Origin of the sequence: Xanthomonas arboricola pv. guizotiae, assembly GCF_002940205.1 — a bacterium.
In the GTDB taxonomy this organism is placed as follows: Bacteria; Pseudomonadota; Gammaproteobacteria; order Xanthomonadales; family Xanthomonadaceae; genus Xanthomonas; species Xanthomonas arboricola_C.
Window position 1 is genome coordinate 17,033 of record NZ_MDSK01000043.1, and the last position, 18,531, is coordinate 35,563.

At 65.9% G+C, this 18,531-nt stretch carries 19 protein-coding genes and 2 pseudogenes; 12 read left to right on the forward strand and 9 right to left on the reverse strand.

What is annotated here, in order from left to right; all coding sequences use genetic code 11:
- Nucleotides 1–62: 62 nt before the first annotated feature.
- From XarbCFBP7408_RS19405 to folE, 5 genes are all read right to left on the reverse strand, one after another.
- Nucleotides 63–758: a DUF4194 domain-containing protein gene (locus XarbCFBP7408_RS19405; protein ID WP_104564343.1), complete on the reverse strand. Its 696-nt coding sequence runs from the start codon at nucleotides 756–758 to the stop codon at nucleotides 63–65.
- Nucleotides 745–2,217: a DUF3375 domain-containing protein gene (locus XarbCFBP7408_RS19410; protein WP_104564344.1), complete on the reverse strand. Its 1,473-nt coding sequence runs from the start codon at nucleotides 2,215–2,217 to the stop codon at nucleotides 745–747. Before XarbCFBP7408_RS19410 ends, XarbCFBP7408_RS19405 begins: the two co-directional genes overlap by 14 nt.
- Nucleotides 2,214–2,762 carry a DUF4276 family protein gene (locus XarbCFBP7408_RS19415; protein WP_258072220.1) on the reverse strand — a complete coding sequence of 183 codons (549 nt, stop codon included), beginning with the start codon at nucleotides 2,760–2,762 and terminating at the stop codon, nucleotides 2,214–2,216. Before XarbCFBP7408_RS19415 ends, XarbCFBP7408_RS19410 begins: the two co-directional genes overlap by 4 nt.
- A 38-nt stretch (nucleotides 2,763–2,800) precedes the next feature.
- Nucleotides 2,801–3,997: an AAA family ATPase gene (locus tag XarbCFBP7408_RS19420; RefSeq protein ID WP_104564346.1), complete on the reverse strand. Its 1,197-nt coding sequence runs from the start codon at nucleotides 3,995–3,997 to the stop codon at nucleotides 2,801–2,803.
- Nucleotides 3,998–4,067: 70 nt separating this feature from the next.
- A complete protein-coding gene (gene folE / locus XarbCFBP7408_RS19425; RefSeq protein WP_016902173.1) occupies nucleotides 4,068–4,670 on the reverse strand; it encodes a GTP cyclohydrolase I FolE in 603 nt (200 codons plus the stop codon).
- Between the two features lie 131 nt (nucleotides 4,671–4,801).
- On the opposite strand from folE, the gene XarbCFBP7408_RS19430 reads away from it, so the two are divergent.
- The 5 genes from XarbCFBP7408_RS19430 (at nucleotide 4,802) to XarbCFBP7408_RS19450 (ending at nucleotide 10,159) form a co-directional block, all read left to right on the forward strand.
- Nucleotides 4,802–5,257: a MarR family winged helix-turn-helix transcriptional regulator gene (locus XarbCFBP7408_RS19430; protein ID WP_104564348.1), complete on the forward strand. Its 456-nt coding sequence runs from the start codon at nucleotides 4,802–4,804 to the stop codon at nucleotides 5,255–5,257.
- Between the two features lie 102 nt (nucleotides 5,258–5,359).
- On the forward strand, nucleotides 5,360–5,578 hold the full coding sequence (locus tag XarbCFBP7408_RS19435; protein ID WP_024939640.1) for a DUF1656 domain-containing protein: 219 nt from the start codon (nucleotides 5,360–5,362) through the stop codon (nucleotides 5,576–5,578).
- On the forward strand, nucleotides 5,575–6,495 hold the full coding sequence (locus XarbCFBP7408_RS19440; protein WP_179464168.1) for an efflux RND transporter periplasmic adaptor subunit: 921 nt from the start codon (nucleotides 5,575–5,577) through the stop codon (nucleotides 6,493–6,495). Before XarbCFBP7408_RS19435 ends, XarbCFBP7408_RS19440 begins: the two co-directional genes overlap by 4 nt.
- Nucleotides 6,492–7,952 carry an efflux transporter outer membrane subunit gene (locus tag XarbCFBP7408_RS19445; RefSeq protein WP_104564350.1) on the forward strand — a complete coding sequence of 487 codons (1,461 nt, stop codon included), beginning with the start codon at nucleotides 6,492–6,494 and terminating at the stop codon, nucleotides 7,950–7,952. The genes XarbCFBP7408_RS19440 and XarbCFBP7408_RS19445 overlap by 4 nt, the downstream gene beginning before the upstream one ends.
- Nucleotides 7,949–10,159, forward strand: a complete 2,211-nt coding sequence (locus tag XarbCFBP7408_RS19450; protein WP_104564351.1) for an FUSC family protein — start codon at nucleotides 7,949–7,951, stop codon at nucleotides 10,157–10,159. Before XarbCFBP7408_RS19445 ends, XarbCFBP7408_RS19450 begins: the two co-directional genes overlap by 4 nt.
- 153 nt (nucleotides 10,160–10,312) lie before the next feature.
- Here XarbCFBP7408_RS19450 and XarbCFBP7408_RS19455 read toward each other — a convergent pair whose 3' ends face one another.
- Nucleotides 10,313–11,674 carry an MFS transporter gene (locus tag XarbCFBP7408_RS19455; protein WP_024939637.1) on the reverse strand — a complete coding sequence of 454 codons (1,362 nt, stop codon included), beginning with the start codon at nucleotides 11,672–11,674 and terminating at the stop codon, nucleotides 10,313–10,315.
- 300 nt (nucleotides 11,675–11,974) lie between these two features.
- Nucleotides 11,975–12,091, reverse strand: a pseudogene (locus XarbCFBP7408_RS19460) (LysR family transcriptional regulator); the annotation flags it as partial.
- Between the two features lie 71 nt (nucleotides 12,092–12,162).
- Here XarbCFBP7408_RS19460 and XarbCFBP7408_RS19465 point away from each other — a divergent pair.
- Both XarbCFBP7408_RS19465 and XarbCFBP7408_RS19470 read left to right on the forward strand, forming a co-directional pair.
- Complete coding sequence (locus XarbCFBP7408_RS19465) at nucleotides 12,163–12,711, forward strand: RNA 2'-phosphotransferase (RefSeq protein ID WP_104564352.1); 549 nt, start codon at nucleotides 12,163–12,165, stop codon at nucleotides 12,709–12,711.
- A gap of 178 nt (nucleotides 12,712–12,889) precedes the next feature.
- On the forward strand, nucleotides 12,890–14,155 hold the full coding sequence (locus XarbCFBP7408_RS19470) for a phospholipase D-like domain-containing protein (RefSeq protein ID WP_181106955.1): 1,266 nt from the start codon (nucleotides 12,890–12,892) through the stop codon (nucleotides 14,153–14,155).
- A gap of 95 nt (nucleotides 14,156–14,250) precedes the next feature.
- Here XarbCFBP7408_RS19470 and XarbCFBP7408_RS19475 read toward each other — a convergent pair whose 3' ends face one another.
- Complete coding sequence (locus tag XarbCFBP7408_RS19475; RefSeq protein WP_104564353.1) at nucleotides 14,251–14,787, reverse strand: hypothetical protein; 537 nt, start codon at nucleotides 14,785–14,787, stop codon at nucleotides 14,251–14,253.
- Between the two features lie 270 nt (nucleotides 14,788–15,057).
- Between XarbCFBP7408_RS19475 and XarbCFBP7408_RS19480 the strand changes: the two genes are divergently transcribed.
- The 3 genes and pseudogenes from XarbCFBP7408_RS19480 to XarbCFBP7408_RS23550 form a co-directional block, all read left to right on the forward strand.
- Nucleotides 15,058–15,264, forward strand: coding sequence for a hypothetical protein (locus XarbCFBP7408_RS19480; protein WP_104564354.1), 207 nt, complete (start codon nucleotides 15,058–15,060; stop codon nucleotides 15,262–15,264).
- A complete protein-coding gene (locus XarbCFBP7408_RS19485; protein WP_104564355.1) occupies nucleotides 15,251–16,363 on the forward strand; it encodes a type II toxin-antitoxin system RelE/ParE family toxin in 1,113 nt (370 codons plus the stop codon). The genes XarbCFBP7408_RS19480 and XarbCFBP7408_RS19485 overlap by 14 nt, the downstream gene beginning before the upstream one ends.
- 133 nt (nucleotides 16,364–16,496) lie before the next feature.
- A pseudogene (locus tag XarbCFBP7408_RS23550) lies at nucleotides 16,497–16,547 on the forward strand (FitA-like ribbon-helix-helix domain-containing protein); the annotation flags it as partial.
- A 93-nt stretch (nucleotides 16,548–16,640) separates the two neighbouring features.
- Here the strand turns inward: XarbCFBP7408_RS23550 and XarbCFBP7408_RS19495 are convergent.
- Nucleotides 16,641–17,201 carry a hypothetical protein gene (locus XarbCFBP7408_RS19495; protein ID WP_104564356.1) on the reverse strand — a complete coding sequence of 187 codons (561 nt, stop codon included), beginning with the start codon at nucleotides 17,199–17,201 and terminating at the stop codon, nucleotides 16,641–16,643.
- Nucleotides 17,202–17,816: 615 nt separating this feature from the next.
- Here XarbCFBP7408_RS19495 and XarbCFBP7408_RS19500 point away from each other — a divergent pair.
- Nucleotides 17,817–18,254 (forward strand): DUF6393 family protein, encoded by a 438-nt coding sequence (locus XarbCFBP7408_RS19500; protein ID WP_258072227.1) that lies wholly within the window; start codon nucleotides 17,817–17,819, stop codon nucleotides 18,252–18,254.
- A gap of 16 nt (nucleotides 18,255–18,270) precedes the next feature.
- Entirely contained in the window at nucleotides 18,271–18,453 is a 183-nt protein-coding gene (locus XarbCFBP7408_RS19505; RefSeq protein ID WP_104564358.1) for a hypothetical protein, read from the forward strand.
- The last annotated feature ends 78 nt before the right edge of the window (nucleotides 18,454–18,531 follow it).

Here is an 18,531-nt window from a genome sequence, read left to right on the forward strand (position 1 = left end):
TACGGTCCAGGAAGCCGGAAAAAGCGCAGGCCTGCGCTTACACAGGTGGTGCGGTAGCGGTACTAGGAACGCGCGGGGTCGGCCTCGTCCTCGCCGCTGGCCGGGAGCTCGCGCAATTGACGATAGACCTGCCCCAGGGCGGCGACGTCTTCGGCCGAGAACAGCAGCTTGAGCGCCGGCGAGATTTCATAGCGTGCATCTTCGCCGCGCAGCCGGGTCAGGATATGGTTGTCTTTCATCTTCTGCACAGCCGTGGCGACACGCCGCAGAAAGCCGGCGCGATCGGTAGACAGGTTTTTCTCGTAGACGGCCAGCGCCTCGCCCAATGCCGCTTCTTCCGCCACCGCACGCACGCCGCGCGCATCTGCTTCGGCCAGTTGCTGGCGCAGGTGCAACAGCAACACGGAGTCGATGAAGGTCAGCGGCGAGGAGCGCAACAGCACTGGCGCCTCCAGCTCGCCGGTATCGGCCTGGCGGGTGAAGGCGATGCCGGCCTCGCGATCGAGCACCAGCTCCAGGAAGACCTCCGCCAGCGCACTGCGAATGCCGGCTTCGCTGCGCAGCAAGGCAGGCCACAGGCGACTATGCCGCTGCGCGTCCACGCTGGGACCACTCAGCAATTGACACAGCGCGCGACGCGCTTCCACCGGCAATTGGCCGGTATCGCCGGCGAACAACCCGGTGGTGACGGCAGGCGTCTGACCGTCCGTCTCGTCGTGGCCGACCTCGGAGTCGGGCTCGTGCTCATGCCAGTTCATGGCGTTTCTCCTGGGTGAACCAGATCAGCGGGATGCGCGCGCGGCGCCATTGGCCGTCGCTGCCGCGCCATTGCGCCACTTCGAACTGATCGCCGCTGACGACGCCATGGCGCGTGCCCAGCGACAGATAGCCGATGACGCTGCCCAGGCCCTGGGTAGCCTGGCGTTGCGTCAGCGCCTGTGCGATGGACAGCTGCGGCTGGGTGGCCAGCAGCTCGAACAGATCGCGGCGCAGGCTGCGGAAATCGATCTCCGATTGCGCGACCAGATCGCCCACGCTGTCCAGCGAGATGGCGGCGGCCTCGTTGCGCTGGATGCTGCCATTGACCTGTTGCTGGCGCGGATCGTGCAGGCGCCATTGCGAGAGCGAGCGCAGCCGGCTGGTGGTCAACATCAGGCTGCGGCCGATCAGGCGCTGGGCCGGAATATGCTCACGCAGGCTCAGCGCTTCAGCCTGCGCCTGTTTGAGCAAGCGGTTGAGTCGACGCTGTTCGAGATAACCACGGCTCTGCACGAAACCACGCAGGCTGCGCGCGAAATGCTGCATTACATCGTGCACCTGGCCGCCGCGTTCGAGCATGGTGCCGGTGAGCCCGCGCAAGAAGCTGCGTTCGCGGCGATCGAGCTTGCGCGCGAACCCACGCGCAAGCACCGTCTCCAACGCCGTATCCAGCTGCGCGCTTTGTTCGGCATCGTTGAGCAGGGCCCAGAATGCCTGAAAGCTACGCCCGGCTTCGCTGTCGCCGATGACATCCACGCCTTCGAACAGCCTGGTCAGGACTTCGCCGCGCTCACCTTCGTCATCGATGATGCGTTCGCGGAATTGCCGGTTGAGCTGCTCGAAATTGTCGCGCACGCGGCGGAAGTCTTCGGTCAATTCATCGGCCAGCGCGATCACCTGCCGGGTGCGCTCCAGCGCACGCTTGCCGTCCAGCGAGGCGACCTTACCGGCAGACACCCGCGCGATTTCGGCATCGATGCGATCGCGCTCGTCGCGCAGTGCCGACAGGCGCGCATCGGGGTTGGTCTCGGTCAACGCCGCAAGCTGGGCCAGCTGCTGCATCACCAGCGCCAGCCGGCTTTCGGTGGCCGCGCCGCGGCTGTGCTCCAGCCCATCGACAAAGCGGATCGCCTGCGCGGCCTGCGTGGACAGCTCGTACTCTTCCTGCTGCGCGCCCTCGGGCAGGCGGCGCTCCAGCCAACCCTGCGCCAGCCAGTGCGCGACATACGCCTGCGCGGTGCGCGGCAGGTCGCGCGCCAAGTGCTCGGCATTGATGTCGTCGAGCAGCCGTTGCAGACGCTCGTGCAGTACCGCTGCCGGCAACAGGCGCTCTCCCTCCAGCAGCAAGGCCTGCAACAGACCGATCACTTCCGGCGCGTGGTCGGCGGCCAGCAGTTTCCACAACGGGTCTTCGCGCAGGCTGCGATAGCGTGCGATACGGGCGCGGACGATCTTCATGCCGGAGGGTGATAGCCAAGACCCAGCGCCATTTGTCGAACCCCATTGAGGAAAGCATGAAAGCTTGGTGAGCAATTACGCTCCTCGCTCAATCTTTCCGCCATCAGTCGTGCTCCACTGCGTTTCTGAAACTCGGGAATGAGCCTCTCCAGTTCTGCAGATTGCTTGTTCCAAGTGTCTGGCTGTGAAAATCTCTTGTGCAACGCCGGGGTATCCAGATTGGAGCTGGGAAAAGCCGACGCCAATGCGCCCAGATCAGCGATATACCAACTTTCCAGCTCTTGGCACACCAGCCTCACCAAGGTGTCTGGGCGTCCCAAGCCGGCGCAGACCTGGACTAGACGCGTTTTCAGCGCCAGACAGTCGCCGTTGTCGTTGTCACGCACCACGACAAATCGATCTCCAGGCACGCGCCAAGCTCTCAGTTTTGTGCGCAGGCTGCGCTCCAGATCGCTCTTACCGTCGTGGGGCACACATTGAAAATGGCGTCCCTCCTGCCATCCCGGGAACAGACGCGGTAACAGGCCATCCAGCAGGATTTTCATGGAGGGCTCTTCCAGCAGGAAGATGATGCGCCCCTGCATCAGGCCACATCCCGGTTCAGACCCTCAAACATACCTTGCTTCCACAGATAGCCAGGCAAGTCGCCTGCTTCGAACAATGCACGAAGATTGTCCGAATCGCTGGCGCGCGTGATGGTGGTAAATCCCTTTTCCTTACGCAGGCAATAGATCTCATCCAGCGTCAGTGCATTGAGGAAATCAGGTGAATGCGTGGAAATAAAGACCTGCCCGCCACGCCTGGCGTAATCGCGGAACTCCTCAGCAAGCTCCGGCAACAACTCGGGATAGAGCTGATTCTCGGGCTCTTCGACTGCAAGCAACGGGTACGGTTTGGGGTCGTTGAGAAGCACCAGATAGGCGAACATCTTGATAGTGCCATCGGAGACGTACCTGGCAATGAACGGGTCCTTGAAACTTCCATCCTGAAACCGCAGGATCAAGCGCCCATCCAGGGTCTGCTGCGGTTGCACCACCGAAACACCAGGCACGCGGCGATTCATTGCATGCAACACACGATCGAAACGATCCCGGTGGTTTTCGTAGAGGAAATTGGCGACCAGGGCGAGGTTGTCCCCGCGCGTTGACAAGTGCTCGGCAAAGCCTTCTTCCTGGCTTGGCCTGGCTTCGGATACATGGAAATCAGAGATGTGCCAGTTCTCGATCATCAGGCGAAAGGCGCTAGCCGCCTTGAAGCGCTCGAACTGGCCTAGGCCCTTGATCGCCAGAATATCCGGGGCATCGAGCTCCTGCTCTTCGCGGGTAAGCTCTTCGTCTTTTTTGGAGAATTCCTCTTCATTGGTGATCGCGTAACCTTTACCGTGCGCGAAATCCAGAAAGCGAAACGGTGCGCCATAGCTGCCGCGCTTGTAGCGCAAGACTTCGCGCTCGATCTCCACACGCGTGCCGGTGCCCGGTGCGATTTTCAGCACATAGGTCACTAGACGCTCTTTGCCGGTGATCTCCAGGCGGAACTGCAGAGTGAATTCGATGGGCTCGTGCGCAAACCCTCTGCTTGCAACTTCTTTGTAACCACCTCGTTTTGCGATCGCCTTGCCCACATTCATGGACAATGCATCCTTGAGAAAGGAGAACACGTCGAACAGCGTGGACTTACCGGTTCCGTTCGCTCCGACCAGCACACAGAGCCTGGGGACATGCGTCAGCTTGGCTTTACGGAACAGCCTGAAATTCTTGATGTCGATCGATTCGATCTGCATGGGTTCCCTGCGACAGTCGTTCGCCAGCGTATAGGGGATCAATCTACCAGCCAATGACGCCAGGCATGCCTCAACGCTTGCCGCCCACTTCGATGAACTGCAGGAACTCGGCGCGGGTGCGCGCGTCCTCGCGGAAGCTGCCCAACATCTTGGAGGTCACCATGCTGACGCCGCGCTTGTGGATGCCGCGGGTGGTCATGCACTCGTGCGAGCCTTCCACCACCACGCCGACGCCGCGCGGCTGCAGCACGTCCTGGATGCACTGGGCGATCTGCGCGGTCATCTTTTCCTGCACCTGGAAGCGCCGCGCATAGCTTTCCACCACGCGCGCCAGCTTGCTGATGCCGACCACCTTGCCGCGCGGCAGGTAGCCCACGTGCACCTTGCCGATGATCGGCGCCATGTGGTGTTCGCAATGGCTTTCGTAGGAGATGTCGCGCAGCACGATCAGTTCGTCGTAGCCGGCCACTTCCTCGAAGGTGCGTTCCAGGTACTCGCGCGGTTCCTCGCGGTAGCCGCTGAACCAGTCGCCATAGGCTTCGGCGACCCGGCGCGGGGTATCCAGCAGGCCTTCGCGGGCCGGGTCTTCGCCGGCCCAGCGCAGCAGGGTGCGCACGGCATCTTCGGCCTGGGCCTGGGTGACGGGGGAATCGGGCTGGTCGGACTGGCTCATGCGCGGGGTGCACCCAAAGGGGGCGAGCATGGTACCCGAGGACGGGCCGGCGGCCCCAGTGGCGGTTGCGCCGGCTTGCCCGGGTTCCGTGACTGTTGATTCATTGTTGAATTGATAGCATCCTATCTATTATGACGAACAGCGTTCCCTCTCCCCGCGCCCAGCTCAGCTCCGGCCTGCTGGTCGCCGCCCGCCAGTGGCAGCGGCTGGCCGACCAGGCATTTGCCGACTTCGGGCTGTCCAGCGCCTGCACCGGGCCGTTGTTGATGATCGGCCGCTCCGGCGGCGGCATCCGCCAGGTGGCGCTGGCCCAGCAACTGGGCATGGAAGGCCCCTCGCTGGTGCGGCTGCTGGACAGGTTGTGCGCGCAGGCGCTGGTGCGCCGGCAGGCCGACAGCAGCGATCGCCGCGCCAACCAGCTGTGGCTCACCGACGCAGGCCAGGCGCTGGTCGGGCGTATCGAGATCCGCCTGGATGCGCTGCGCGCGGAAGTGTTCGGCGCGCTCAGCGAGTCGCAGGTGCAGGTGGTGCTGACCTTGTGGGAGCAGATCGCGCAAGCGCACGCGCGGCTGAGTCAGTGCGACTGAGCCCGCTGCCGGGCGTCGTACCGCGACGCCGGTTGTGACGTCCTGGATGGCCCGGTGCGCATTGCGCACGGCGCCGGACGTGGTTGTTCCCCATTGCCCAGGATGTGCCCGATGTACGGCGAATTCAGTCTCTACGGTGTGTTCGTTCCCACCTTGCTGGCGTTGATGACGCTGGCCTACCTGCTCAACAGCGCCATCGGCGCGCTGCTGACCCGGGCCGGCGCGTACCGGCATATCTGGCACCCGGCGCTGTTCAACCTGGCGCTGTACATCGCGCTGCTGGGCGGCCTGTTTTCCCTTACCCGTTGGATGCAATCGTGAAAAAGCTGATCAAGAACGCGGGGCCGGCGCTGTTGACCCTGGCAATGGTGGTGGTGGCGGCCGTGGTGCTGCAGCACCTGTGGCGTTATTACATGGAAGCGCCGTGGACGCGCGATGCGCACGTGGGCGCCGATGTGGTGCAGGTGGCGCCGGATGTGTCCGGGCTGGTGGAGGAAGTGGCGGTGGCCGACAACCAGGCGGTGCGGCGCGGGCAGTTGCTGTTCGTGGTGGACCGCGCACGCTATGCGATCGCGCTGGAACAGGCACGCGCCGCGCTGGCCGAGCGCCAGGCCACCTTGAGCCAGTTGCGCCGCGAGATCGCGCGCGACCGCAGCCTGCAGGATCTGGTGGCCGCCGAAGATGCCGAGGTACGCCGCTCCAATGTGCAGAAGGCGCAGGCGGCAGTCGCCACCGCGCAATCGGCGGTGGACCTGGCCCAGCTCAACCTGGACCGCACGCAGGTGCGCAGCCCGGCCGACGGCCATGTCAGCGACCGCACCGTGCGCGTGGGCGATTACGTCAGCGCCGGGCGCCCGGTGGTGGCGGTGCTGGACACCGGCTCGTTCCGCGTCGATGGCTATTTCGAAGAGACCCGCCTGCAGGGCGTGCATGCCGGCCAGCGCGTGGACGTGCACCTGATGGGCGAGCCGGCCACCTTGCACGGGCATGTGCAGAGCATCGCCGCCGGTATCGAGGACCGTTACCGCAGCGGCAGCGCCGGCGCGTTGCCCAACGTCACGCCGGCGTTCGACTGGGTGCGGCTGGCGCAGCGCATCCCGGTGCGCATCGTGCTGGATCGGGTGCCGGCGCATGTGCAGCTGATCGCCGGGCGCACCGCCACCGTGACCATCCTGCCGGACGCCGTGCGCGACGCCGCCACCGCGCCTGCCCGCGTGCAGGCCAAGGCCGCGCCATGAACCGCACCGGATTGCGTCCCCTGGGACTGGCCACGCTGCTGGCCGCATTGAGCGCCTGCACCACGGTCGGCCCGAACTACGCGGTGCCGGCGGAGTCGGCCTACCAGCGGCCGGCCGCCAATGCCGCGTTTGGCGACACCGGCAACGACCAGGTGCAGGCCGGCGCGCCGCTGCCGGCACGCTGGTGGGCGCTGTACCAGGACCCGATGCTGGATGGCCTGATCGAACAGGCCTTGCGCGACAACGTCGAGCTGAAGGTGGCCGGTGCCAACCTGCGCCGCGCCGCCGCGGTGTACGAACAGGCGCTGGACGCGGGCGGTTTCGATTACGAGGTGGAGGCTGGCGTCAGCCGCGCGCAGGTCTCGGCCGAGGCGTTCCTGCAGCAGGAAAAGCTGCCGGTGTTCAACCTGGCCGACGGCAAGTTCGGGGTGTCGTATCAGTTCGATCTGTTCGGCAAGCTGCAACGCGGTGCCGAGGCCGCGCAGGCCGACACGCAGGTCGCCCAGGCCGCGATCGACCTGGCGCGCGTCAACGTGGCCGCGCAGGTGGCCGGCAGCTACGTGGAGATCTGCCACGCCAACCACGAGCTGCAGGTGGCCGAGCATTCGCTGCAGTTGCAGCAGCGCAGCCGCGACATCACCCAGCGCCTGATCGCTGCCGGCCGCGGCACCCCGCCCGATCTGGCCCGCGCCACCGCGCAGGTGGCGATGCTGGAAGCGGCGCTGCCGCCGCTGCGCGCGCGCCGCCAGGCCGCCGGTTACCAACTGGCTGCGCTGCTCGGCAAGACCCCCGGCGAGGTGCCGGCCGGCGTGGATCGCTGTGCGCACGCGCCGGCCCTGCAGCGCCCGATTCCGATCGGCGATGGCCGCGCGCTGCTGGCGCGTCGCCCGGATGTGCGCCAGGCCGAACGCCGGCTGGCGGCAGCCACCGCGCGCATCGGCGTGGCCACCGCCGAGCTGTATCCGGATATCCGTCTGGGCGGCTCGATCGGTGCCACCGGCCTGCTGGCCGACTTCGGCGAGCCGGCCACGCATGCCTGGTCGTTCGGCCCGCTGATCTCGTGGACGCTGCCATCCGGCGGTGCGCGTGCGCGCGTGCGCGCCACCGAGGCCGGCGCGGACGCGGCGCTGGCGCAGTTCGACAACACCGTGCTGCAGGCGCTGCGCGAGGTGCAGACCGCCTTGTCGCGTTACGCGCAGGATCTGGACCGCCTGCACCTGCTGGAACAGGCGCAGCAACAGGCCGACCTGGCGTCGGCGCAGAACCGGCGTTTGTACCAGGGCGGGCGCACGCCGTATCTGTCCAGCCTGGATGCCGAGCGCACGCTGGCCACCGCCGACATGACGCTGGCCAATGCGCAGGCGCAGGTCTCGCAGGATCAACTGCAGCTGTTCCTGGCGCTGGGCGGTGGCTGGGAAGCGACCGCCGGCCGCACCGACCCGACTGCCGCGCGATGAGTGCGCTGCTGCGCGATCGCCAGGCCTGGCTGTTTTCGGCCAAGACCTTCGCCGCCTCGATCGCGGCGTTGTACGTGGGGCTGGCCGGCAACCTGTCGCGGCCGTACTGGGCGATGGCCACGGTCTATATCGTCTCCCAGCCGCTGCTCGGCCCCACCCGCGCCAAGGGCGTGTACCGCGTGCTCGGCACCTTGCTGGCCGGCGCGGCCACCCTGGTGATGCTGCCGAACCTGGTGGAAACGCCGCTGCTGCTCAGCGCGGCAATGGCGTTGTGGCTGTCGGCCTGCCTGTTCCTGGCGCTGCTCAATCGCGGCCCGCGCGGCTATGCGTTTTTGCTGGCCGGCTACACCACCGCCTTCATCGGCTTCCCGGCGGTGACCGCGCCGGAGGGCATTTTCGACACCGTGGTGGCGCGCAGCGAGGAAATCATCCTGGGCACGGTGATGGCGGTGCTGTTCGCCGCGCTGGTCTTCCCCGCCTCGGTCAAGCCGATGCTCACCGCGCGCATCGGCAACTGGATGCGCGACGCCGCGCAATGGTGCCGGCAGGTGCTGCAGCGCGGCCCGTCGCAGGCACCGCGCAATCGGCTGGCCGCCGATCTGGTGCAGTTCGAGGCCTTGATCGCTTTCGTGCGCCACGACGACCCACGCCATGCCGGTGCGGTCCCCACGCTGGAGCAGCTGCGCGCACGCATGCTGATGCTGCTGCCGGTGCTGTCGTCGATGGCCGATCGGTTGGATGCCTTGCAGCGCGACGGGTCTGCGTTGCCGCTCGCCACCGACGCGCTGCTGGAGGACGTCGCAGCCTGGATGGACCAGGGCGAGGACGCACCCAGCGATGCGGACGTCGGCGCCTTGCGCGCACGCATCGCCGCACTGCGCCCGGTGGTAGATCAGGACATCGGGCATCTGCTGCTGGCCAGCCTGCTGCTGCGGCTGGAAGAGCTGCTCGACCTGTGGCAGGACTGCCGCGCGCTGCAGCAGGCGGTGGTGCACGGCACGGCGACGCCGGTGCTGCGCGCGATGCCGGCTGCGGCGAGACAAGCTGCAACGGCGGAATCATCCGAACGGGCTACCACTGCACAAAGCGAACCTGCTGTGCGTTCGCGCACGCAACCCTCGTTGCTGCATCGACTGACCTGGTCGCCGCGCGCCCCAACCGATGCGCCGGCAGCGGCCAGCCCCCCCCGCCATATCGATTTCGGCATGGCCGCGTTTTCCGCCCTCAGCGCGGGCTTTGCGTTGATGGCGTACTGCGTGCTGTGGATCGGCATCGGCTGGGAAGGCGGCGGCAACGGCGCGATGATGGCGGCGGTGACTGCCGCATTCTTCGCCGCGCAGGACGACCCGGCGCCGAGCATGCTGTCGTTCCTGACCTGGGCGGTGGTGGCCAGCGTGGTCGCCGGCATCTATCTGTTCGGCATCTTCCCGGCCATCCACGATTTCCCGATGCTGGTGTTGGTGCTGGCGGCGGTGTTCCTGCCGATCGGCGCGTTGCTGCATCGCCCCAAGACCATGCTGATCGCGCTGCCGCTGGTGGTGAACCTCACCGCGCTGCTGAGCCTGCAGAACACCTACAACGCCAATATCCAGAGCTTCGTCAACGCGGCGGTGGCGATGGTGCTGGGGATTGGATTTGCCGTGGTGCTGACGCGCTTGTTCCGCTCGGTGGGCGCCGAATGGAGCGCGCGCCGGCTGGTGCGCCAGGGCTGGCGCACGCTGGCCGATGCCGCCGAGGGCCGCGGCGCGCAGGACCGGCAGCACTTTGCCGCGCGCATGCTGGACCTGCTTGGCCTGCTCGCGCCCCGGCTGGCATTGACGCCGGAGGGCAGCGAGCTGGCCTCGGTGGATATGCTCAACGAAGTGCGCGTGGGCTTGAACATCCTGCAACTGCACAGCGCGCGGCATGGTTTGCCGCAGCCGAGCGTTGAGGCGGTGAACGCGATCCTGGCCGATGTTGCCGCGCACTACCGGCAACAGATCGCGCAGAAACGTCCGCTGCCCGCGCCGGATGCCTTGCGTGCGCGGCTGGATGCCTCGCTGGCGCGCGTGGGCAAGGTGCCGGCGGGTGGGCATCGCGATGAAGCGCTGCTGGGTCTGATTGGTTTGCGTTACAGCGTGTTTGCGCAGACGGCGCAGCACCATCAAGACTTCACGCAACAACAGGCTACTCAAGCCCCTCTCCCGTCGGGAGAGGGGTTGGGGTGAGGGTACGGGTACCACTGCACGACCGCAGGATCGATGCTTCACCTTGGCGGCGCGTGGCGGCGCGCTCACCATAGTCGGTATGCCAGTCACCTGAGGCGCCCCTCATCCGCCCCTTCGGGGCACCTTCTCCCGACGGGAGGAGGGCAAAGCACATCAGCGCTTGCGCTGATGCATCGCCGCTTCGTCGTCCAGCCAGTTGCTGCCCTTGTTGGTCAGGAAGAACATGTAGACCACCAACGACACCGCGATCACTGCCGTCGCGTAGATCACGAACTCGCTGACGTGGCCGGTCTTCAACGAGGCCTGGTACAGCAGCGGCGCGGTGCCGCCAAAGGCGGAGTTCGCCAACGCATAGCCCAGGCCCACACCCAGCGCGCGCACATGGGTGGGGAACAGTTCCGCCTTCACCACCGCATTGATCGAGGTGTAACCGGTCAGGATCACAAAGCCCACGGTGAGGATCGCGAACGCGGTCAGCCAGTCGGTCTGCTTGGGCAGTTCCATCACCAGGAACCAGGTGTAGAGCACCCCGCCGATGCCGAAGAACACCAGCAGGCTCTTGCGCCCGACGATGTCCGACAACCAGCCGCCGACCGGCTGCATCAGCATCAGCACCGTCAGCGCGACCAGGTTGATGATGGTGCCGGCCATCACGTCGCCACCGGCGAACGCGGTCTGGATCATCTTCGGCCCGGTGACCGAATAGGTGTAGAACGCGATCGTGCCGCCGGCGGTGATCAGGAAGCACAGCAGCAGCGGGCGCCACTGGTTGACGAACAGCTCGCGCATCGAGCCCGACGCCTTGGCCTTGCCGGTGCGCGAATCGGCGATGGATTCGGAGCTCAGCGACTCGTCCATGGTCTGGCGCAGCCAGAACACCACCAATGCACCGATGCCGCCCAGGCCGAATGCCACGCGCCAGCCCCACTCGGACACCTGCGGCGCATCGAAGAAATGCAGCATCACCAGCAAGGTGGTCTGCGCCAGCACGTGCCCGCCGACCAGGGTGACGTAATGGAACGAGGACAGGAACCCGCGCCGGCCGGGAATCGCCGCCTCGGACATGTAGGTCGCGCTGGTGCCGTACTCGCCGCCGGTGGCAAAGCCCTGCAGCAGGCGCGCCAGCAACAGGATGATCGGCGCGGCGATGCCGATCGTGGCCACCGTCGGCGTCACCGCGATGACGAACGAGCACAGCGCCATCATCGACACCGAGATGGTCAACGCCAGGCGGCGGCCGTAACGGTCGGCGAAGCGGCCGAAATACCACGCACCGATCGGGCGCATCAGAAAGGTCATCGCAAAGATCGCCCACACGAACATCGTGGCATTCTTGTCTTCCTTGGAGAAGAACTGCGATTCGAAGTAGGTGGCAAACACCGAGTAGACGTAGACGTCGTACCACTCGACCAGGTTGCCGGCCGATCCCTTGAGCGTGTTGGACACCGAACGGCGAAGGCTACCGGGGGCTGCGCCAGAACCGGCGGCGATCGGAGACGTTGGGGGTGCGCTCATGCAGTCAGAACCTCGTGGGTGGGACACCTCGCAAGTATAGGTGCGTGCTTGTGTGACGCATGTAAGCATTTCGGCGCATAGACGGGCCCGGCAACGGCCGGCAGCGGCGCGCGCTTCAGCCCGCTTTTCGAGGCCGTCGGTGTGTTGCTTGCGGCCAGCAGTGCGACTGCACGCGTGTCTTCGCAGCAGCACTGCCGACAGCTGGCCGTGATTGGCGGGACTGCCCTGGATGCGGATTGAAGAAATTATCGAGCTGGCATTGCCGCAAGGCTGGTTTCTGCCAGTGACGTCCGGCACTCGCTACGGCAGCACCTGCCCGAGCGTCTCGATGAATGTACGCAGCCCGGGGGGAATCTGTCGATGCCCCGGGGCATACAGCACCAGTCCCGGCACCACCGGGCACCATTGCTCGCGCACGCGCGTTGGCCACCTGGATGCGTCAAAATTGCCGGCATCACTGGCCGCAAGGACGCTTCGGGCGCCGCCGCATGAGCAAGCACCACACCGACATCAGCAAGTTCCTCAGTTTTGTGCTGCGCCACGAACCGCAGGCGATCGGACTCACGCTCGACCCGGAGGGCTGGGCCGAGCTGGACGCGTTGATTGCCGGCGCCCGGGCCCACGGCACCGCGCTCGATCTGGAGCTGATCCAGGCTGTGGTCGCCGGCAGCGACAAGAAACGCTTTGCGCTGTCTGCCGATGGGCAGCGGATCCGCGCGGTGCAGGGGCATTCCACGCCAACCGTGGCCTTGCAGCTCGAAGCCAGGGTGCCGCCCGAGGTGCTGTATCACGGCACCGCCACGCGCTTTCTCGAAGCGATCATGGCCGAGGGCTTGCGCCCCGGCCAGCGCCACCATGTGCATCTGTCCGACAACAGGCAGACCGCCGCATCGGTGGGGCAGCGCTACGGCGAGCCGGTGGTGTTGCAGGTCGACGCCGGGCGCATGCATCGCGACGGCCTGCGGTTCTTCCAGGCCGACAACGGCGTCTGGCTCACCGCGCAGGTTCCGGCAGCGTTCCTGACCCGCCCGCGCTGAGCTGAGGCACGCCATAGGCCTGCCACCGCCTTCAGTGCGCGGTGCCGGCCAGCACCTGGGCCGGCACGGACACGCGCAGACGCCGGACGCATCCCCCTTCACGGCCTCCATGCCGCCCGCCTTGCCAGAATGCCGGCCGCTTGGGGCTGTCGATGGCAGGGGAACCGGAGTTGGATGCATGACATGGATCATCGTGGCCACGGTGGTCACCACGCTGGTGGTGGGGCTGCTGCTGCTCAACTTCGCCACGCCCGAGAAAAAGCTCGAGCACATCCCCAGCCATTGCTACGACGTCGCCGACCCGCAGTTCAAACGCGAGATGTCGGTGTTGCTGGGTCCGGCGATCCTGCCCGGCAACAGGATCCAGGTGCTGCACAACGGCAGCGAGATCTTCCCGGCGATGCTGGCCGCCATCCGCAGCGCGCAGCGCACCATCACCTTCGAAACCTATATCTACTGGTCGGGCGAGATCGGCCGCGAGTTCAGCCAGGCGCTGTCCGAGCGCGCACGTGCCGGTGTCAAGGTGCGCGTCACCATCGACTGGGGCGGCAGCCTGAAGATGGATGCCTCGCTGGTGCAGGACATGACCGACGCCGGGGTGGAGGTGCATCGCTACCGTCCGCTGACCTGGTACAACCTGCACCGCGTCAATAACCGCACCCATCGCAAGCTGCTGGTGATCGATGGCCGCATAGGCTTCACCGGCGGCGTCGGCGTGGCCGACCAGTGGATGGGCGATGCGCAGGACCCGGAGCACTGGCGCGACTCGCATTACCGCATCGAAGGCCCGGTGGTGGCGCAGGTGCAGGCCGCCTTCAACGACAACTGGATCAAGACAACCGGCCGCGTGCTCAATGGCGCCGAGTACTACCCCGAGCTGGCACCGGCCGGCGACAGCGACGCGCAGCTGTTCGTGGCCTCGCCCGCCGGCGGCAGCGAGAGCATGCACCTGATGTACCTGATCGCCATTGCCGCAGCGCGCAGCTCCATCGACCTGGCCGCCGCCTACTTCGTGCCGGATGCACTGATCACCCGCTCGCTGCTGGAAGCGCGTGCGCGCGGCGTGCGCATCCGCGTGCTGCTGCCGGGCAAGCATATCGATGCGGTCTCGGTGCGGCTGGCCTCCAAGGCCAGTTGGGAGCCGCTGCTGCAGGCCGGCATCGCCATCCACGAATTCCTGCCCACCATGCTGCACACCAAGCTGCTGATCATCGACGGCCTGCTGGTCTCGGTGGGCTCGACCAACTTCGACATCCGCTCGTTCCGCCTCAACGACGAGGCCAGCCTGAATGTCTACGACCGTGAGCTGGCCGCGCAGATGACCGACGTGTTCGAGCGCGACCTGCAACGGGCCGAGCTGTACACGCTGGAACGCTGGCGCAAGCGGCCGCTGCGGCAGAAGCTGGGCGAGAAGCTGGTGGTCCCGTTCCGCTCGCAGGTGTGACGCCTGTGGTTGGCCCCTGGCTGCCGGGCCTGCACCGGTCACGCCGCAAGACGCACGCAGTACTGCCTTCCACCGGCATCACTGCGCCAATGCGCTCATCGCGCCGGGCTGGCCACCGCACCGGGCGATGCCTGCAACCGCAGCTGGCGCAGGCGCCACCACACCCCGCCCGCGTGCACCAGCGAATACAGCACCAGTGCCGCCGCAATACCCAAGGTCAGCGGGCTGGCCTGCGACCCGGCCGTGGCCGCGCCATCACTGAAGCCACCGGACGCCCAGCGCCAGGCCAGCCGACCCAGCAGCACCAGCATCAAGGCCCCACCGATCCACGGGTTGGGCGTATACCAACCGCGCCCGTCCACCCATTCGGCATGCGTGTAGCGCAGCGACACGGCGCCCAGCCCGATGCCGACCAGCGTTCCCACGGCGATCCCGGGCCGAACCTGCGGCAGGCCATACACCGCGAACGCCAGCGCTGCCGCCGCAATGAGCAGCACCACCGCACGCACTGCGGTGCCGACCGGCTTCCACGGCTGGCGGCCGAAGCTGCGGCGGATGCGCCGGTAGTAGAGCAAGGCGATGGCCGCCATCGACAGATACGGCGTCAGCGGTGCGATGGCAGCAGCGGGCATGGCGATTCCTTTGCGGGGTGAGGTGACCGACGCAGAATGAAACCGGCCCCCGCCGCGAACAAGGTGCCAAGTGTCACTTTCTGCGCGCACAGGCGGGTTGCCCGGGCGGCCACCACCGCGCGCGGCAATCGCGACAGGCGACCGACCTTCGCGCAGGACCGGCCTGCCTGCCACCGCCGGTGAACGCCCCGGCCGCGCGCCAGCCATTGCCACACGCGAAGCGGAGCCGCACGGGTAGACTTGCCGGCAGAGTTCCCCCACCGCAGTGCCATGTCCGCCATCAAGCAAGAAGCCCGCACGCTGATCGACACGCTGCCCGAGACGGCAGGATGGGACGACGTGGTTCGCGTCGTGGACACCGCCAGCTTCGAGGCCGCGGTGCTGGATGGCATCGCCGCAGCGGACCAGGGCGCCTTTGCCGCGCCGGCACAGGTGAGCGCACTGTTCGCCAGATGGGGCGTTGATGTTGCGGCGTGACTGGACCGTCCCGGCCGCCAGGCAACTCGCACACGCCCAGGATCACTACCACGCGCTCAACCCGACCGCCGCCGCCGCGATGGCGCGGCAGGTGCTGGAAGCCACCCGCACCCTGGCCGAGCAACCCGGCCGCGGCCGCGCCGGCCGGGTCGCCGGCACCCGCGAATGGATGGTCAAGCAAACGCCCTACGTGCTGGTCTACCGCGTGCGCGACGACGCGCTGCAGCTGCTGCACGTCCGCCTGCAGACGCAGGACTGGCTGCCGCGCACCGAGCCGCTGATCGAACGCATCGAACCCTGGATCGCCGCGCTGATCAGCGCCCTGCTGCACGTGCTGATGCTGCTGATCCTGCTGTCGGCCTCCACGCCCACCATGACCCCGCCGCAGGGCTCGGCCAGCGGCGGCCGCACCAAGGTGGATTTTGTCGGCGACACCGCCACGCCCGAACAACCCACGCCCTCGCCGACACCCACCCCGCCGTCGCAGACGCCCGCACCTGTGCAGCCGCCGCCGGCCGCCTCGCCGGTGCAGTCCACCCTGGTCAAGACCGCCAAGAACCCGATCCCGCCGGCAGGCAACACCCGCCGCGGCGGCCTGGTCGAGCAGCGCCAGACCCAACCGGTGCAGCGCCCCACCCCGCCGCAACCGCCGGCAGAACCCTCGTCACCGCCGCAGCGCCGCCCCGAAACCTGGACCGGCCGCCCACCGGGCATGCTCGAAGAACAAGCCGATGCCGCCGAAGACGGCATGTCCAACACGCCCACCATCAGCGAAGGCCGCCGCCGCGACCGCAACAACGCCCAACCCAGCATGGATGTGGGCGGCTACCAGGTCTATTACGAAGTGCGCAGCGAAACCCAGCTGCGCAACTGGCGCGACCAGGGCATGAAGGAAGTGGCCATCATCCTGCCCGGCACCCAGTACCGCATGGTCTGCCCGCTGGAAGTCGCGCTCAAGCGCGGCTCCAGCAAATGCCGCCTGCTGCCGCCGGACTCGCCGGAACTCAAAGACATCGGCGATGCCCGCGAGGTCATCAACATGATGGAGGTCTACAAGCAGGGCGAGCCGGTATGGCGCGGGCCCGGGCCGTATCGGTGAGTGGTGGGGCCAGGTTGGCCCCGGATCTCACTTACCCGCCAGTGCTGGAATGACTGCTTCGATACCGGGTGTGTTGTTTGGTTGCTTGCACTTTCCCGAAGTGCAAGCAACCTGATTCCTGCACGAGGGCGACATGCCTTCTTTCACCGTCCGCAATATCCCCGACGACGTGCATCGCGCGATCCGCGCGAGGGCTGCACTGCACGGCCGCAGCACCGAGGCGAACGAGCCGAAGCTGCCTTCGGCGCGTTCACCGATTACCCGGCGGTTGCAGACATCAGCGCCCCTGGTCTTTTCCCAGCTTGGTCCCCAGTGCTCCCTTCAACGGCGCCGGATTGCTGGTGACCAGGCAGTTGTAGGGTTTGTCGCTGTTGAGAACCAGCACGGACGACTGCGGCCCCTTGAAATCCAGCCCGACCGAGAACAGCACATAGGTGTCGGGCAGCGCGCTCGGCCGAAACGCGCCGAAGGCATACTCCCCGGACAGGCCCAACGGCGCCAGCGGTATCGTCACCGTCAGCGGCTGGGTGGCCACAGGCGATGGCAGCGACGAGGACGCAGACATGATCTTGGACTGCACGTCGATCGAATACTTGGTGGTGACCGCCACACCCAGATACTTGGACGTCGGTGCCGACACCTGCTTGCGGCATGCCGCGATGTCTTCAGGCTTCCGATCCTGCTGGCCGTTCTGCAGCGTGGCAAAGACATGGGTCAGCGTGACCGTGTCCGTCCCGGTGACCGGTGCGGCAACGGCAGCGTCCATGCACAGCGCGGCCACGACGAGTGAGGGGCCACAGGCCGCAAGCGCACCGCGATAGCTGGTTTTACGTTTCATTTCGATCGTTCCCTGGTGTGTGATGCAAGGTGTCGGCAGCGGCTGCCACTTGCGCCTTGAATGGACATTCGCAACGGCACCTGTGCATAACGCCAAGCGGCAGATGATCGATTGCGTACGATAACGACATGCGTGTGTGTGGCAGCACCACACACCTACGCCACCCAGCTGCCCACGCCGCTGGTGGGTTCATCGTTGAAGACCACGGCCTCGCAAACCCGGCAAATCGTCTCAACGACGTCGTTGCGTGATGCAGTTTGGAATTCGGAGGCGAATACGGCGCTGTCCACGGCTCACGTCAAGCATCAGTCGAGGCAAAGCGGCTATTTGAAGCGCTTGGGGGCTTGCAACTTCCAGTAACGCCACTGAAGTGTGGTCGCCTACTTGAAGAGGCGTGGATTGCAGGAATATCCCAATGCATGCATTTGGATGTGGCACAAAATGGATTGCCTGGGCAGCCCTGACGATCCAACTCAGCTATTCATCAACCATGGGAAGCTTGTAGTACGCTGGTATCGTCTGCACGGAAGGAGTGTTGATGTACCAGCCTGCCTGGGAAGGCTCAGGACCGCGCGGACATTCTATTCAAGTGATTGGTTGTATCAGGAGATCGCCATGCCACGCATCGTGCTAAACGGGTGGACCGCAACGCTTGCACTTACCGGGCTTGCGGTGCTCCCGCTTTCATCCTGCGCCAATGCAGATACTGCACGTACCGCTTCGACACAGGAAGACACCATGAAATCAGGAGCCAGCCCAATGCTTGAAGAGATTTATGCATCAAAAAAGCCCGTTCGATTCGAACAGGTCGACGTTAGTAGCATCGTTGCCAAGTACCTTCCTCTGGGAACAACAAAGTTGGTGGTGCTGGAGACGTTCAGCAAATCTCCAACGTCAAAGATTGTTGAAGACACCCCAGGCAAGGTGGTCGTCAGGGACAATAAGGGGCAGGCAATGCTTGATCCAGATGCACGTTCCGTTGTGATGACTTTTTCTTTGGATGCCGACGGCAAGGTGACACACGTCGACGCCGTCCACATCAAGAGTCAGTAAGCCAACGGAGACCATCATGGACGAGAAGATTGAAGTTGGATATCGCAACATCGGGTCTGCGCTGGGCAAGGAGTACCATCACAAATTCCTTCTCTACACAGATAAAGAGGGCAACCAGCACACCATCAGCGGCTGGACCGGCGATGAGCAACCTGGATTGCCGTATGGCCGGATGCACGTTGAGACTAGGTCCTGTTAACGCTAGTGGCTGGGGAGGTTAAACTATTGGACATGGAGATCACGCCAGCACAATTTGCCCTCATCGAACATTGCTTAC

Bases quoted from the DNA above. Each gene is read 5' to 3' on its own strand.
- XarbCFBP7408_RS19485 (WP_104564355.1), top strand. From the start codon at position 15,251: ATGTTGCGGCGTGACTGGACCGTCCCGGCCGCCAGGCAACTCGCACAC.
- XarbCFBP7408_RS19475 (WP_104564353.1), bottom strand. From the start codon at position 14,787: ATGCCCGCTGCTGCCATCGCACCGCTGACGCCGTATCTGTCGATGGCG.
- XarbCFBP7408_RS19450 (WP_104564351.1), top strand. From the start codon at position 7,949: ATGAGTGCGCTGCTGCGCGATCGCCAGGCCTGGCTGTTTTCGGCCAAG.
- XarbCFBP7408_RS19415 (WP_258072220.1), bottom strand. From the start codon at position 2,762: ATGAAAATCCTGCTGGATGGCCTGTTACCGCGTCTGTTCCCGGGATGG.
- XarbCFBP7408_RS19430 (WP_104564348.1), top strand. From the start codon at position 4,802: ATGACGAACAGCGTTCCCTCTCCCCGCGCCCAGCTCAGCTCCGGCCTG.
- XarbCFBP7408_RS19405 (WP_104564343.1), bottom strand. From the start codon at position 758: ATGAACTGGCATGAGCACGAGCCCGACTCCGAGGTCGGCCACGACGAG.
- XarbCFBP7408_RS19445 (WP_104564350.1), top strand. From the start codon at position 6,492: ATGAACCGCACCGGATTGCGTCCCCTGGGACTGGCCACGCTGCTGGCC.
- XarbCFBP7408_RS19480 (WP_104564354.1), top strand. From the start codon at position 15,058: ATGTCCGCCATCAAGCAAGAAGCCCGCACGCTGATCGACACGCTGCCC.
- XarbCFBP7408_RS19465 (WP_104564352.1), top strand. From the start codon at position 12,163: ATGAGCAAGCACCACACCGACATCAGCAAGTTCCTCAGTTTTGTGCTG.
- XarbCFBP7408_RS19470 (WP_181106955.1), top strand. From the start codon at position 12,890: ATGACATGGATCATCGTGGCCACGGTGGTCACCACGCTGGTGGTGGGG.
- XarbCFBP7408_RS19505 (WP_104564358.1), top strand. From the start codon at position 18,271: ATGGACGAGAAGATTGAAGTTGGATATCGCAACATCGGGTCTGCGCTG.
- XarbCFBP7408_RS19420 (WP_104564346.1), bottom strand. From the start codon at position 3,997: ATGCAGATCGAATCGATCGACATCAAGAATTTCAGGCTGTTCCGTAAA.
- XarbCFBP7408_RS19495 (WP_104564356.1), bottom strand. From the start codon at position 17,201: ATGAAACGTAAAACCAGCTATCGCGGTGCGCTTGCGGCCTGTGGCCCC.
- XarbCFBP7408_RS19410 (WP_104564344.1), bottom strand. From the start codon at position 2,217: ATGAAGATCGTCCGCGCCCGTATCGCACGCTATCGCAGCCTGCGCGAA.
- XarbCFBP7408_RS19435 (WP_024939640.1), top strand. From the start codon at position 5,360: ATGTGCCCGATGTACGGCGAATTCAGTCTCTACGGTGTGTTCGTTCCC.
- XarbCFBP7408_RS19455 (WP_024939637.1), bottom strand. From the start codon at position 11,674: ATGAGCGCACCCCCAACGTCTCCGATCGCCGCCGGTTCTGGCGCAGCC.
- XarbCFBP7408_RS19500 (WP_258072227.1), top strand. From the start codon at position 17,817: ATGCCACGCATCGTGCTAAACGGGTGGACCGCAACGCTTGCACTTACC.
- folE (WP_016902173.1), bottom strand. From the start codon at position 4,670: ATGAGCCAGTCCGACCAGCCCGATTCCCCCGTCACCCAGGCCCAGGCC.